The organism is Campylobacter insulaenigrae NCTC 12927 (genome assembly GCF_000816185.1).
GTDB lineage: Bacteria > Campylobacterota > Campylobacteria > Campylobacterales > Campylobacteraceae > Campylobacter_D > Campylobacter_D insulaenigrae.
Genome location: NZ_CP007770.1, coordinates 541960 through 556338, shown reverse-complemented (window position 1 = coordinate 556338; position 14379 = coordinate 541960). Strand labels below are relative to the sequence as shown.

The 14379-nt window shown below is 28.6% G+C and carries 11 protein-coding genes, 6 tRNA genes and 1 pseudogene; 3 read left to right on the top strand and 15 right to left on the bottom strand.

Features of this window, described 5'->3' with window-relative positions:
- Window positions 1-37: 37 nt before the first annotated feature.
- Genes trmB through CINS_RS02910 form a run of 3 tightly spaced genes read right to left on the bottom strand, consistent with a single transcriptional unit; the run spans window position 38 to window position 3358 of the window.
- Window positions 38-1228 (bottom strand): tRNA (guanosine(46)-N7)-methyltransferase TrmB, encoded by a 1191-nt coding sequence (trmB, locus tag CINS_RS02920; protein WP_039649694.1) that lies wholly within the window; start codon window positions 1226-1228, stop codon window positions 38-40.
- A complete protein-coding gene (locus tag CINS_RS02915) occupies window positions 1228-2439 on the bottom strand; it encodes a fibronectin type III domain-containing protein (protein ID WP_039649692.1) in 1212 nt (403 codons plus the stop codon). Before CINS_RS02915 ends, trmB begins: the two co-directional genes overlap by 1 nt.
- Window positions 2393-3358: an RluA family pseudouridine synthase gene (locus CINS_RS02910; RefSeq protein ID WP_039649689.1), complete on the bottom strand. Its 966-nt coding sequence runs from the start codon at window positions 3356-3358 to the stop codon at window positions 2393-2395. The genes CINS_RS02915 and CINS_RS02910 overlap by 47 nt, the downstream gene beginning before the upstream one ends.
- 69 nt (window positions 3359-3427) lie before the next feature.
- Here CINS_RS02910 and CINS_RS02905 point away from each other — a divergent pair, with 69 nt between their 5' ends.
- On the top strand, window positions 3428-4537 hold the full coding sequence (locus tag CINS_RS02905; RefSeq protein ID WP_039649687.1) for an FtsW/RodA/SpoVE family cell cycle protein: 1110 nt from the start codon (window positions 3428-3430) through the stop codon (window positions 4535-4537).
- Window positions 4538-4589: 52 nt separating this feature from the next.
- A tRNA-Ile gene (locus tag CINS_RS02900) sits at window positions 4590-4666 on the top strand.
- 318 nt (window positions 4667-4984) lie between these two features.
- Here the strand turns inward: CINS_RS02900 and CINS_RS07855 are convergent.
- On the bottom strand, window positions 4985-5155 hold the full coding sequence (locus CINS_RS07855; protein ID WP_158336216.1) for a hypothetical protein: 171 nt from the start codon (window positions 5153-5155) through the stop codon (window positions 4985-4987).
- A gap of 223 nt (window positions 5156-5378) precedes the next feature.
- Window positions 5379-6632: pseudogene (locus tag CINS_RS02895) on the bottom strand (Cj0814 family flagellar-dependent secreted protein).
- A 259-nt stretch (window positions 6633-6891) separates the two neighbouring features.
- On the opposite strand from CINS_RS02895, the gene CINS_RS02890 reads away from it, so the two are divergent.
- Window positions 6892-7119, top strand: a complete 228-nt coding sequence (locus tag CINS_RS02890) for a hypothetical protein (RefSeq protein ID WP_039649685.1) — start codon at window positions 6892-6894, stop codon at window positions 7117-7119.
- Between the two features lie 79 nt (window positions 7120-7198).
- On the opposite strand, the gene CINS_RS02885 is transcribed toward CINS_RS02890, so the two are convergent.
- The 10 genes from CINS_RS02885 to purD all read right to left on the bottom strand — a co-directional run bounded on the left by CINS_RS02885 (window position 7199) and on the right by purD (window position 14339).
- Window positions 7199-7274, bottom strand: a tRNA-Glu gene (locus CINS_RS02885).
- 10 nt (window positions 7275-7284) lie between these two features.
- Window positions 7285-7360: transfer RNA gene (locus tag CINS_RS02880), tRNA-Lys, on the bottom strand.
- A 2-nt stretch (window positions 7361-7362) separates the two neighbouring features.
- Window positions 7363-7439, bottom strand: a tRNA-Asp gene (locus CINS_RS02875).
- 21 nt (window positions 7440-7460) lie between these two features.
- Window positions 7461-7536: transfer RNA gene (locus CINS_RS02870), tRNA-Val, on the bottom strand.
- A 14-nt stretch (window positions 7537-7550) separates the two neighbouring features.
- Window positions 7551-7626: transfer RNA gene (locus CINS_RS02865), tRNA-Lys, on the bottom strand.
- An 84-nt stretch (window positions 7627-7710) separates the two neighbouring features.
- Window positions 7711-9819, bottom strand: coding sequence for a polyribonucleotide nucleotidyltransferase (locus tag CINS_RS02860; protein WP_039649683.1), 2109 nt, complete (start codon window positions 9817-9819; stop codon window positions 7711-7713).
- A 135-nt stretch (window positions 9820-9954) separates the two neighbouring features.
- Window positions 9955-10614, bottom strand: a complete 660-nt coding sequence (locus CINS_RS02855) for a phosphoribosyltransferase family protein (RefSeq protein ID WP_039649681.1) — start codon at window positions 10612-10614, stop codon at window positions 9955-9957.
- On the bottom strand, window positions 10611-12647 hold the full coding sequence (locus CINS_RS02850; protein WP_414973612.1) for an LPS-assembly protein LptD: 2037 nt from the start codon (window positions 12645-12647) through the stop codon (window positions 10611-10613). The genes CINS_RS02855 and CINS_RS02850 overlap by 4 nt, the downstream gene beginning before the upstream one ends.
- Complete coding sequence (locus tag CINS_RS02845) at window positions 12637-13092, bottom strand: RDD family protein (RefSeq protein ID WP_039649679.1); 456 nt, start codon at window positions 13090-13092, stop codon at window positions 12637-12639. Before CINS_RS02845 ends, CINS_RS02850 begins: the two co-directional genes overlap by 11 nt.
- A complete protein-coding gene (gene purD, locus CINS_RS02840) occupies window positions 13089-14339 on the bottom strand; it encodes a phosphoribosylamine--glycine ligase (protein WP_039649677.1) in 1251 nt (416 codons plus the stop codon). The genes CINS_RS02845 and purD overlap by 4 nt, the downstream gene beginning before the upstream one ends.
- Window positions 14340-14379 lie beyond the last annotated feature (40 nt).

Here is a 14379-nt window from a genome sequence, read left to right as displayed (position 1 = left end):
ATTTTCAAATAATAAACAATTTTTATAAACAAAATATTTAATCTTCATGAGAAGATAGAATTTCTCTTAATTTTTCTATAGCTTTTAAATTTTCATTAGTTTTAAAGGGATAATCAAATAAAAATTCAACATTACCAACACTTAATTTTATATACATATGTTCTGGTTTATAAAATGCCCCAAATGCAATTTTTATAATTAATCCATCTTCAATATTATAAATATTTTCAAAATGTAGAAAAAAATCTTCATATTTAAATACTTCATTTTTAAATTTTTTATTAATTTTCAGCAAATCATTGTCATTGATTTTCATAGTTTCTATGGCAAATCTTTTTTCTATCTCTTCTTCTTTTTTCTCTTCAAAACCACTAATACTCAAATCATATATATCTTTATTTTGTTTTTTCCAACGATCCTCATATTTACTTGAAATTTCTAAATTTTTATTTTTATCAACCACAGCACTTAAACGAGGTAAATTTAAAAAAGTATTTAAAGTAAAATCAAAATACAAAAAACTATCTGTTCTAAGTTCAAATTTTCCACTACTTTTTAAAATTCTTGCACATTCATTTACAAAATTTAATCCTACAACTCTTCGATGTGGCTTTTTATCCCAAGGTACAGGAAAATGGAGAAAAATTTTATCTATCAAATTAGATTTTAATATACTTAATAACAACCTCGCATCGGTTTTTATTAATAATATATTCTTAATATCTTGACTTAATGCCAATTTAGCTACCTGCTCAAGTGCTGGAGTATAAATTTCAACTCCTATAATTAAAGCATTGAGATTATTTTTTGCCTGATAAAGCAAATGTCTACCGCTTCCAAAGCCAATTTCTATATAAATTTCTTTTTGATCTTGAATTTTATAAAGCAACTCTCTTAAATCATTTGCAATCAAAGAAGTTTTTTGTAATAATCTAGTATGTTTTAGTGCAACTGCTTCACTTATAACATCTTGAGCAAAATTTTCTTTAAATATTAATAAAGCCTTTTGCAAATAACCTATTTGCGATGGTTTAGTGTGTTTTTCACCTTTAACAAGCCATTCATTTTTATTCTTATCATGTTTAATTTGCACAAAAAAACGCTCTTGTTCTATACATGTAAAAATCAAATCAACATTTTCACCACGAGCACACCAAATAAATTTTACCCCATCTTGCTCAAAAGGAAGTTGAGATAAATTTATTTTCTTGCACTTAAAATTTGGCATTATTTAGCTGCTGTGAATTTATTTGATGGCTTTGATTCAATGCCATTAGCATCAATAGCTATTACCTCATAGCTATATATTTTTCCAGGAAGTGCTGTAATATCCTTAAGCTGTTTTGATTTAATTTCTTTAAACACAGCAGAATTTCCACCACCGCTTCTCTTAACTATATATTCACGTGCTCTATCATCATTATCTATCCATTCTACTTTTATACCATCATCCTCAACAGCACATAAAATAATACTTGGAGCCAATGGAGCGCCCAAAGTAATACCTTCTACCGCTTCATTCATCAAGGGACTTTCTAGGCCATCTTTATCCACCATACTAATTTTATAATATCTTTTTTGACTCACTCCATCAACAACATCTTCATAAGTATTTTCTGCAGTTTTAGCAATAACACTCAAAGGTAAGAAAGTATTTGATCCAGAGTAAACTTTATAATATGCAAAATCAGCATAATCTATCTTATCCCAATTTAAAATAATTTTCTTTGGCAAATCTTTACTTGCAGTTAAATTTGTAACCATTGGCGGTAAAGCTTTTGTAGTTGATTCTACTACTTGGCTAGGAGCACTTTTAATCCCATCATAAGTTTGAGCTACAACTCTATACTGAAAGCTTTCATCAGGTTTTAAAGAATCGTCTATATATTCGGCGCTTAAACGATTTTTGACTCTAGCTAGTTCCTTAAATTTCATATCTTTCATATTAGCACGTTCTATAATATAAGAATTTACTCTAAAATCAGGATGTGGTCTCCATACTATTTTTACGCGATTTGGCAAACCAACAATTGCTTGTGCGAAAGGAACTGGATCGATAACCCTAGTAGTATAAGCCTCTATACTTACTCCTTCAGGTGAAATTTGTCCAAGCTCATTATAGGTTTTCATAGAATAATAATACTTAGTATTTGGTTGCAAATTAGTATCTGTATAATGGGTCTGAAATTTATTATTAATTTTTGCAATTAACTCCATCGGCGCACCAATAGAATTTGCTCTATAAATATAAAATCCAGCTATATTTTGATCATATAGTGGCTCCCATTCAAATGCTATACTTGTGATATCTCCGATACTTTTGATACTAGAAATTTTTGGTAATCCTTCGTTAATTTGAGCAGTTTTTGGCAAGCTAGTTGTACTGCAAGCACTAAAAATCAAAGCAGCGCTTAAGATAGTTAAGTGAAATTTTTTCATCAACCTCTCCTTTATTAAAATTTTCTTCTAAAATTTGACTAAAATCATCAAAAATTGGAGCTTTAATAAACATAAGCTCTTGAGTTTTTGGATGGACAAAATATATCAAATATGCGTGAAGCATTACTCTATTATACTTTATTTTTCCTTTATATCCGTATAATTGATCACCTAAAATATATCGATTAAAATCAGCTAAATGAACTCTAATTTGATGTGTTCTACCTGTATACAATTTAGCAGCTATCAATGCACAATTTTGAGAATGTAATAAATTTAAAAAATCAGTTTTGGCATTTTTTGCACTAGGATGGAATATATCATTTGTAGTAATCTTTTTCAATCTATTATTAGGACACCTAATAATAGCTTTTTCATTAGACATCTTATTTTCTTTCAAAGCTAAATCACACAAAGCTATATAAATTCTCCCCATACTTTTATCTAAAAGTTGATTGGCCAAAAACTGATGTGCTTGGTTGTTTTTCGCTATAACAATAGCCCCACTAGTACCTTTATCAAGCCTATGAACAAGACCTGCTCTATATTCTCCATTTAAATTCGATAAAGCATAACCTCTAGATAAAAGCCAGTCAACTAAAGTTGCTTCTTTCACGCTAGTTGCTCCATGAACCACAAGATTTGGATTTTTATTAAGAATTAAAATATCCTCATCTTCGTATAAAATTTCTATATCAAAATCTAAAGCATTGTTTTGAGATGGCTTTTGAATCTTGGGTAAGGTTATAAAAATTTCATCTCTTAATTTTATTTTGAATGAATTTTTAGTAATGTTTTTTCCATTAACACACACGCAATTGTCTTTTATAATTTTAGAAATTTGAGAGCGGCTTTGTTTTAAAATTTCACTCAGTAAAGTGTCAAGTCTTTCTTCATAAAGCGATGAAAAATTAAACATATTCTATTTCCTTCATGATGAATTTGCAATTTTAGCATATAATTACATAATATTTTGTAAAGGATATTTATGATTAAACTTGATAGAAGAATTTTAACTCATTTTGACTTTGTTCAACCTATATTAATTCTTCCTATCATCGCTATATCATTATTTTTAATTTATGAAGCTAATGAACGTTTAATAGAAAAACAATTGATTTATACTCTCATAGGATTTTCCGGATTTGCATTTTTCTTTTTAATACCTTTGAGAAAATTAGTCTGGTTAATACCTATTTTATATTGGGTTAATATTGCTTTACTTTTAAGTGTAGATATTTTTGGTGTAGAAAAATTAGGAGCTAGACGGTGGCTTGAAATTCCTTTTACAGGCTTTACTATACAACCTTCTGAAATTTTTAAACCATCTTTTATATTGATGTTAGCTTATTTAATACATCAAAATCCACCTTCTAAAAATGGATATAATTTAAAACAATTTGCTCATTTAAGCTTTTATATACTATTGCCTTTTTTTCTTATAGCGGGAGAACCTGATTTAGGGACAGCTTTGGTACTATTAATTGTTGGCTTTGGAATGATTTTTATCATTGGTGCAAACTATAAAATTTGGCTTTCAATCTTTATAGCTATAGCAGTCATTTCTCCTATAATTTACACTGACTTTTTAAAACCTTATCAAAAGCAAAGAATTCATGATTTCTTAGCAGAAGAGCCAAGCTACCATGTAAAACAATCTATTATAGCTATAGGTAGCGGAGGTTTAACTGGTAAACAAGCCGATGAAGCAACTCAAACGCATTTTAAATTTTTACCTATTTCTACTAGCGATTTCATTTTTGCATATACGGTTGAAAGATTTGGTTTCATTGGAGCTATAGTTGTTATTTTGCTATACACGCTGTTAATTTTTCATCTACTTAGCTTAAATTATAAACATAAAAATGATTATTTTACTAGAGTTGTAACAAATTGTGTCGCTTTATTTATTTTTACATATGTAGCAGTTAATATTTCTATGACTATAGGATTTGCACCAGTAGTTGGAATTCCTATGCCTTTTTATAGTCATGGTGGAAGTTCTTTTGCGACATTTATGATCTTTTTTGGAATTTTACAGAATTTAATTACTTTTAGATATTTAGATATAGAAAAAGCTGTTAAATTTAAATTCTAAATTTAAATTAAGAATAATAAGATATAATTTCGACTTCAGCTTAACTTCTGGCGGATTTATAGCTCAGTTGGTTAGAGCAACCGGCTCATAACCGGTTGGTCGCAGGTTCGAGTCCTGCTAAATCCACCATTACTTCTATTACGAACTATCATAAATTATCAAAAAAATCCCGATAAATAAGTACTTCAGAAAGGTTTAGTTATCACTAATTAAAAACCTTTTGACATTAACTTTAGATACAAAAACGCTTTATGATACTAGTAAAGCTCAAAGTCATAAAGCTATATAGATGTTATTCTAAAATAAGACTGTATAATAATTAATTTTTTTAAAGTCTTATATTTACTAGAGTAAGTATTTACTTTATCTTATTTCTTTAGTCATTTTTCATATTGCATATCAGCAATATGCATTAATATCCACGAAAATAAGTTGTTTTGGAATATTTTAGACTATTTCAGAAAACCTCTGAGCAGCTAAAGTAATTATATAGCACACATTATTAACATCTAAATCCTCTATCTTCGATATTTTTGCAATTAGTTCTCCAATTTTGTCATAGTATTGCCCAGTTCTTAAATCTTCTTGAGTAAGATGTAATTTTATATCATGTTTCATTATATATCCTAATTTGTTTTATAGAATAGTTATTTTATCCGATTTTAAAAAATATTCATATTAATAATATTAAAAAATATTACTTATTTTTATAGTGAAACAAAAAGCTTTAAATTTTTAGACTTCAGTAATAATAAAATCAACAAAGAATTAAAGAAATTTAAATTAAATATACCAAAACATTTATTTTTTGAAATAAATCATTTTGGTATAAATTAAAAGATTATGCCCTAGTTTGATTTAAAATATTATTTAATTTATCCATTACAGAATTTACATAAGAATTTATACTTTCATTGCTAGGAGAGTAGCCACTAGCTTTAGCTTGATTAAATTGATTATCAAACCAAGCCCAACCATAACCTATGCTTGAATTTTGTCAAGCAATATTATTTTCTTTGGCATAAATTTTAGAATCAAGCCAACCATCTTGAGCGTGTGCTTTTAAAATTTGTGCAAAATCGACTTTACCTGTCATAATATCATTTAAAGAGGCTAAAGAACCATCAAAACTTTCTTTTGCCATAGTTTCAATATGTGCTTTGGCTAATGGGTTTAATGTTGTATTACCACCTTCTAAAACCTCTCCACCACTAGACTTTAAAAAACTCATAAATAAAGCTTCTTTAGTATAGCTCCCATCTTCATTTTTTGGATAAACAGACATATCAGGATTAAAAGTATCTTTTGCTATATCGCTATCTAAATTTTGAGTTTCCATACTTTCAGGTAAAAAATCTAATTTTTTCAATCCTGTATTGATAGAATTTTGCATTCCTATGTTATCTATAGCATTGTATTGCTCTTGTGTATCATAAAAATTTGTTATAGTTTGACTATCTAAATTTTGAAACATAAACTTGAAATCTGTATTATAAACGCTATAACCTTTTGGTAAAGAATTTAAATCTTCTATGCTAAAACTAGTCTTATTAGAATTTTCAAAACTATGATTTATGATTTGATCAAATTTAGAATAATATTGTCTTATGGTATCAGCCATATCTATATTTGTATAGTAATTTGAAATGCCTAAATGATTTGCAGTGTCTTCTTTAAAGCTTGTATTAAATCTATATAACTCATCTAAAGTAGATTTATGTATCTTAAAATCTTCAGGTAATCCCGCTGCTTTGTTAAAATCACTACCCATATAGCCACTAGAATCAACACTATAACCATAAGCCATAGAAGCAGGATTATTAGCTTGTCTATATTTTAAAGCATAAATAGAATTTTTAAAATCGCTTGATATATGATAATTATGAGAATCGCTTTTAATACTATTTTGATTTAATATTGCTTCATTGAGTGCTAATGTTTGAGTATTATTACTTTGAATTTCAATTAATTTACTAGCATTTTGTTTAACAAAAGTATTTGCAAAATTTGTTTTTGAACTTGTTTTATTTTCTTTATTTGCTTTTGTTTGTGAAATGATAGAACCATAAGAGGAATTATCGTTTATACTGAATATACTCTTTAGGCATTCCTTAAAGTTTAGATTTTGCTTTCAATTCTTCAATCTTGCATTTTTATAAGCAAAATTTATTCCACTTAAATTTAAGTGGAATAAATAAAATTAGTATTAATATTTTTTTATGAATTCTTGTAAAACATCGTGCACATAAGAGCCTTGCCAAAATATCAAAAAATATGCATAAATTTTAATTATATATAAAAAATATTTAAAATAAATTTTAATATAATTATAAAATAATTTTTAAGGAGATATAATGGTTAAGAACTTGATTCTTAGTTTTGGCAGAACAATACTTGATATTGTCGTAATTATTAGTTTTGCGCTAGCATTAATTTACTCAATCGCAATGATGTTTATGGTAGGATTTATTTTTGGTTTAATGTCTTTATTAGGCTCATTTATAGCTTTATTTATGAGTTTTTTTGTTATTTATCTTGTTATTGACATAAGAGATTCTTTAGTAAATAAAACCCACGAATAAAAATAAACTAAATAATTAATATCTAAATAAGATGTTAATTATTTTATCATTCTATAAAATCAAAATCACACGATACAAATGGCGACCCCTAGAGGATTTGAACCTCTGTTACCACACAGAGAGAGTGATGTCCTGAGCCACTAGACGAAAGGGTCAGAAGAATATTGGTGTCCCGTGTTGGATTCGAACCAATGGCCCCCTCCTTAAAAGGGAGATGCTCTACCGGCTGAGCTAACGAGACAATGGCGCGGCGGACGGGGCTCGAACCCGCGACCTCCGGCGTGACAGGCCGATATTCTAACCAGCTGAACTACCGCCGCAACCAATAAATAAATTAAGAATGGTGGTCACTATAAGACTCGAACTTATGACATCCACCTTGTAAGGGTGGCGCTCTACCAACTGAGCTAAGCGACCAAAAAAGAACTAAGTGGTGTCCCGTGTTGGATTCGAACCAACGGCCCCCTCCTTAAAAGGGAGATGCTCTACCGGCTGAGCTAACGAGACAACAAAAAAATGAAATTATGCCAAAAGAAAATATTTTTGTCAAGAAAATAGACCAAAAAGTAAGCATCAAAGCTTACTTGAGTGTTAAACTAAATCCAAAGAAACTTTTCCATTTTTAATATCTGCAACTTTTACTTTAATTTCATCTCCTAGATCTAATTTTTCTTTTATTTTAGAGCTATGCAACAACCCATCTACACCATCTCTTAACTCTACAAAAACTCCAAAATCAACTACCTTTTGAACTTTACCTATAAACTCTTCTCCAATTTCAAATTTAGATATATCTTTCTTTTCTCTTTTTTTATTAAAAGATTTAGTGTGAATTAAATTTAAAATAAATTCTTTACTTTGGTTAATTAACTCTTGATTAGAACCAGTAATTTTAACTTCACCTTTATCTCTATCTAAGTCTATGCAAACTTCAAATTTATCAATAATTTCCTTTATAGTTTTGCCACCTTGACCTATAATATCTGGAATTTTATTTGGATCTATATTAAAAATTTCTAATTTAGGTAAAACTTCTGTATTTACAACAATTTTTTCACTGGCTTCTTGCATTATATTTAAAATATATTCCCTTGCTTCTCTAGCTTGATACAAAGCTTCTTTTAAGACTTTTTGCTCGATACCACCTAATTTTATATCCATCTGCAAGGCCGTAATACCCTCTAAATTTCCCGCAACTTTAAAATCCATATCTCCATCATGATCCTCAAGCCCCATAATATCAGTTAAAATAGCATATTTATCCTCTTCAAATACAAGACCCATAGCTACACCTGCAACCAATTTTACACTAGGAACACCTGCGGCTCTTAAAGCTAATGCCCCACCACAAACTGTAGCCATTGAACTAGAACCATTGCTTTCTAAAATTTCTGAAACTAAACGTATAGTATGAGCATACCCCTCATCAACGCTAGGTTGAAGTGCTCTTTTTGCCAAATTCCCATGACCAAGCTCTCTTCTACCAGGTGCTTTTATAGGAGTTGCCTCGCCGACTGAAAATCCCGGAAAATTATAATTAACCATAAATTTTTCACAAATTGGAGTTTTCTCTGTCAAAATATCTGACATTTGTGCGTCATTATCATTTCCTAATGTTACTACTACTAAAGCTTGTGTTTGACCTCTGGTAAACAAACATGAACCATGAGCACTAGGTAAAATATTCGTTTCTATATCTATTTTTCTAACTTCTTTTAAACCTCTCCCATCAGCTCTTTTTTCTTCTTTTATAATTTGCTCTCTTACAAGTTCTCTTTTGCATAAATGTAAAGCTTTTTCAATATCTTCTAGCAACCATCCTTTTTCAGTAGCAATACTTTCTTGAGAAATTTCTTCAGCAATTTTAGAAATTTCACTTGCCCTTTCACTTTTTGCCATTTGATTGATTGCTATTTTTAATTTTACTAGATAAGAATTTTTAATAAAACCGACAAGCTCATCATAGCTATTTTCTATTTTGTATTTTAAATTAGAAATTTTTCTATAAGCTGCAAAAGTTTTTTCGTATTCATTAGAACCTTTCAAAATAGCACTACTTGCTAATTCTAATGCTCTAAGCGTATCATCTTCACTTAATTCATTTATAAAATGCAAATCATCTTTTTTATTAGCTAATGCTCTCATTTCTATCATCAAAAGTTCATCTTTTACTCCAGCAACATACAAATCAAGTGTACTATTTTTTAACTCACTATTACTTGGATTTAAAATAAATTCATTATCAATACGTCCAATTCTAACTCCGCAAACTGGAGCTTTTATAGGAATATCGCTCAAATACAACGCAACACCTGCAGCATTTAAACTCATAACTTGCAAATCTACTTCACTATCTACAGAAAGAACCATGACAACAATTTGAGTTGGATAAGCATAGCCTTTTGGAAACAAAGGTCTTAAACTTCTATCTATTATTCTCGCACTCAAGGTCTCATTATCACCTGGCTTAGTTTCTCTTTTTATATACCCTCCAGGAATTTTACCAGCAGCATAAGCTTTCTCAATGTATTGCACAGTAAGCGGTAAAAAATCTTCTTCCACCATCTTATCTTCACGAGCAACTGTTGCTAAGACAACAGCATTTTTTTCCCTCATTAACACAGCTCCAGCTGCTTGTTTTGCTACTTTATCAGTATCAAAAAATTCAATATGATTATTAACATTTATTTCATGTTGCATAAGCTTTCCTTTTTGTGTATTAGGCAAAATCAAATAAGCTTTTTAAATTTTCAAAATAAAAACTTAAAAAGCTTTTTATTTTTGCCTTTTATAGATTTATATTTAAACAAATAAATACATTGTTTAAATATAAATCTATCGTTTTTGCGGTAAATAATATTTATTCTCTTCCAAAATTTCTAAAATTTCATGAGATTCAAGTTTTGTTTTTTCTTTAAAATAAAATTCAATATCTACAAAATGGTCAATTTTATGGACACAAAATACTTCATCCACAAACACACTAATATAATCATACACATCACTGGGCATTAATGCAGTTGCATAGATAATACTATTTACCTCTTCTTTTAAAAGACTTTTGATACAAGATAAAGCTGTGATACCGCTTTCACAGCCTTCATGTAGCATTAAGATATTTTTTCCTCTTAACTCATTTAAAAGATTGCCTTTTCTATAGCGATAAACATTTTTCAGAATTTTTTCTTCATAAGTTCTATTAGCTTCACCATAAATATAATCCAAGCTAATATCAAAAGCTTTTACTAGCGCTTCATTATAAACAAGTTCTTTAGTTTCACTAATCATAGCTATTTGGCATTCATTATTATTAGGAGCTTTAATTTGTTCTGTAAATAAAAAATTATAAGATATATCTAATTTATGTGCTAATTCATTAACAAATGTTATAGATTTTAAAGACGGAGTGATGATAAGATAATCTTTTAACTTAGCAATAGGCAATTGATCATACAACTTTTGTGCTGCTTCTTTTTCATCTTCAAATAATATCATATTTTTTTCTCGTTTTCTTCCAAGGCAAAATCATAAGCAACCCCGCCAATTGGATAAAAATTAAACATAAAATATAAACCACTTTGATCTTTGGCATTAATACCAGCACTTGTTAATTTAGGTGATATATCTTTTCTATACATTAAAGAATAATTCCAGCATTTTCTCTGATAAGCATAACCAACTTCCCATTTATCTGGTTTTTTATTTAAATCAAACCATACACCACCAAATACTTGATAATTAGTATTTATATTATAAAAAGCTTTCGTACCTATAAAATTATATTTTTCACCTTCATAAATTCTATAAGCATGACTTAAACTAATTTTCCATATATCATAATCAATTGAAGCATCACTAAAAACTTTATCAAAACGATTATTTATACCATTATATTCACTTTCGTTTCTAAAACTAATATAATCATTATAAAAATATTCTACCACATTATCTAACCCACCAAAATCTTCATGTTTTAGATCATATTTTAAAGTCAGATTATGAAAAAGCTTTTTTTTTCCTAAAGCATTATAAAAATATTGATATGCTGAAAAATTAAATTGTTCAGGATCGTTTTCGATATCTATAAAATTTTCAGTTATCTTGCCAGATTTAGCTCCTGGTAAATAATAATTAAAACCAAGATACATAGTATGATAAAAATTTTCATAAGATTTAGATAAATCAGTATATAAAGAAAAATTATGTGAATTCCTAAACAAGTGCTCTTGATTTTTTAAATTTGTATTAGAATAATCAACAAAATTTACATAAAATCTCTCTGTAAAAGCAAAATTCAAAAAATCATCAAAAAAACTAGTATGATATACTAAAGGTGCATCAAAATTAAATGTTTTTGCATAAATTCCTGTCTGTCTATAATATCTATGGAAAGAAGCATCAAAACTATATTGCACATAATTATTAAATATTCCATTTAAATATCTGTGGTATTGTGCTGAAGGGTATTCTTGTAATGTACCTTTATTATTAATTTTTGAAGTATCTATATAATATTTCGCATAAAAACCATAATAGTTTTCATCATCAGATAAAAAATAATTTAATTTAGAAGTTACAAGAGATGCTTCCGTTTTGACTCTAGAATTTAAATTTGTATAATCAACATCATTTAAATAAGTACCATCGATCCACAATCCTTCTTGATAAGAACCTTCCAATAAGCTTTTGAACAACTCATCGCTAGCATATTTAATTTCAAAGCCATAATGTTCTTTATTTTTTAACTCTTCTTTCTTTCTATAACTTGATTTTTCACTAAAAATACCAGCACTAATCTCGCCTTGCGAATTTAAAGAATCTACAAATCTTAATGTTGAATAAAGTCCATAACCCCTCTTGGTTCTAATTTGAGGTTCAAATTGCACATCAGCATTATCATCAATAACATAATATATGGGTTGATTATAATATAAACCATCATTTTGTTTTATTACAAATTCTGGAACAAGCAAACCGCTTTTTCTTTTAGTATCCACACTAAAACCAAAATAAGGTAAATACATAACTGGGACATCTTTTACATACAATCTAGCATTATAAAGGTGTAAAAAATTGCTTTCTTTATTTAGCTTTCCTTCTTCAAAACGAATTTCCCAATCAGGATTTTCCACATTACAACTAGATACAACAGATTTTTCAGTTATAAAAAATTTATCATCAAACTGAGCTTGATGACATTGCAACCAAACTTCTAAATCATTATTTGAAAAAAATAAATTTTTAAAACTCGTAGTATTATTTTGAATGTTTATTTTAGTATAATTTGAGTACGTTCTTTCCTTTTGACCTCTTAAAATATTGACATCCCCAAAAAGCTCTAAATCTTTAGTTTGTTCATTAAATTTTGCTTCATCAGCAGTAATCAAATAAAGATCAGATACCACAACTACGTTATTCTTTGCTTCTACAATATTATTATTTCTCACAACATCTAAAGCATAAATATCTACTTTTGCAGCATATAAATTTCCAATACAAACAAGAGATAAAAATATTTTACGCAAGATCAATCACCACTGTTTTGGCAACATAATCATGCCAAGTTTTTAAAACAACATTACTCAAAGCCCACGCAAAACCCAATCCATATAACATATCGCTAAATTGTCTAAAACATGATCTTAAAGCACTTTGTGTTAAATTTGGTTTATCTAACAAATTTTGATCAACGATCATAATCTTTAAAAATATTTTTCCTAGAGTTGCTCCATAAAGATATGAAAAAAGTGTGTGATAACAAAATTGCAAAAGCAATATACCTCCTGCAAATCGCATCAAAACATTATGAATTTCATCATAAGTTTGCATAGAATAAATTTTATCAAGCAAAATAATACTAACAATCAAGAAAACAACAAAACTATCTATAATATAAGCTAAAAATCTTTTTTTAAAGCTTGCTATTTTGATATTTTCTTTTTCTAATTTATCGAATAACTCTTGATTGCTCATTTAAGAACCTGAAAAGCAATATCTTTTCTATATTGTTTACCTTCAAAATGGACATTATCACAAAGTTTATATGCATTTTGCTGAGCTTCTTTTATATTCTTTCCAACACCAACGCAAACAAGCACTCTTCCGCCATTAGCATATAATTGATCATTTTCTAAGCTGACTCCAGCATAAGATATATGAGAATTATTTGGAATACTATCAACTGTAATCAAAGCCTTAGGACTATCTTTATAAGGATAATTTTTGCTAGCACAAACAACTCCAACTGCATACTCATTTTTAATTTTAACATTAATATTTGATAAATTTTTATTCGCACACGCTAAAAACATTTCTAAGGGATTTTCAATTAATGGCATCAATACTTCACATTCTGGATCTCCAAAACGAACATTGTATTCTAATACATATGGCTTATTATTTACTACCATTAGGCCTATAAACAACACTCCTACAAATTCACTTCCTTCTAATTTCATTCCTTCTAATGTCGGTTTAACTATATCCTTCTTTACTTGTTCAAATAAATTATCGCTTGCTAAAGAACTTGGTGCATAAGCCCCCATTCCTCCAGTATTTGGACCTTTATCACCATCTAAAAGTCTCTTATGGTCTTGAGCAGCTGGAAGCAAAATAAAATTATCTCCATCACAAAGAGCAAAAACACTTAATTCAAAACCATTTAAATATTCTTCTATAACAACTATTTTACCAGCATCACCAAAGCTTTCTCCACTAAGCATTTTTTGTGTAACATCTAAAGCTTCATCATGACTTTGAGCAATAACAACTCCTTTGCCAGCACATAATCCATCAGCTTTTACAACTATAGGTGTAGTTAAATTTAAAATAAATTTTTTAGCCTTTTCAAAATCACTTGTATTCAAAAATTTAGCTGTTTTTATCTTATATTTTTTTAAAAAACTTTTCATGTATGATTTTGAGGCTTCAAGCATAGCAGCAGCCTTGGTTGGACCAAAAATTGAAATATTATTTTCTTTAAAAAGATCCACCACACCATCAGCCAAAAAGTTTTCACTTCCTACAATACATAGATCAATTTCAGAAGCCTTTGCATAAGCAGAAATTACCTTAGGATCTTTCATATTAAGATTTGTTCCCATTTTAGCAGTAGCACCATTACCAGGCACAAAATAAAATTCTATATTACTATCTACTTTTTTAAGAGCCAATGCAATAGAATATTCTCTAGCACCACTCCCTAAAATCAAAATCTTCATTATTTTCCTTAGTGATTCAAAACCCAAACGGCCGTAGTAC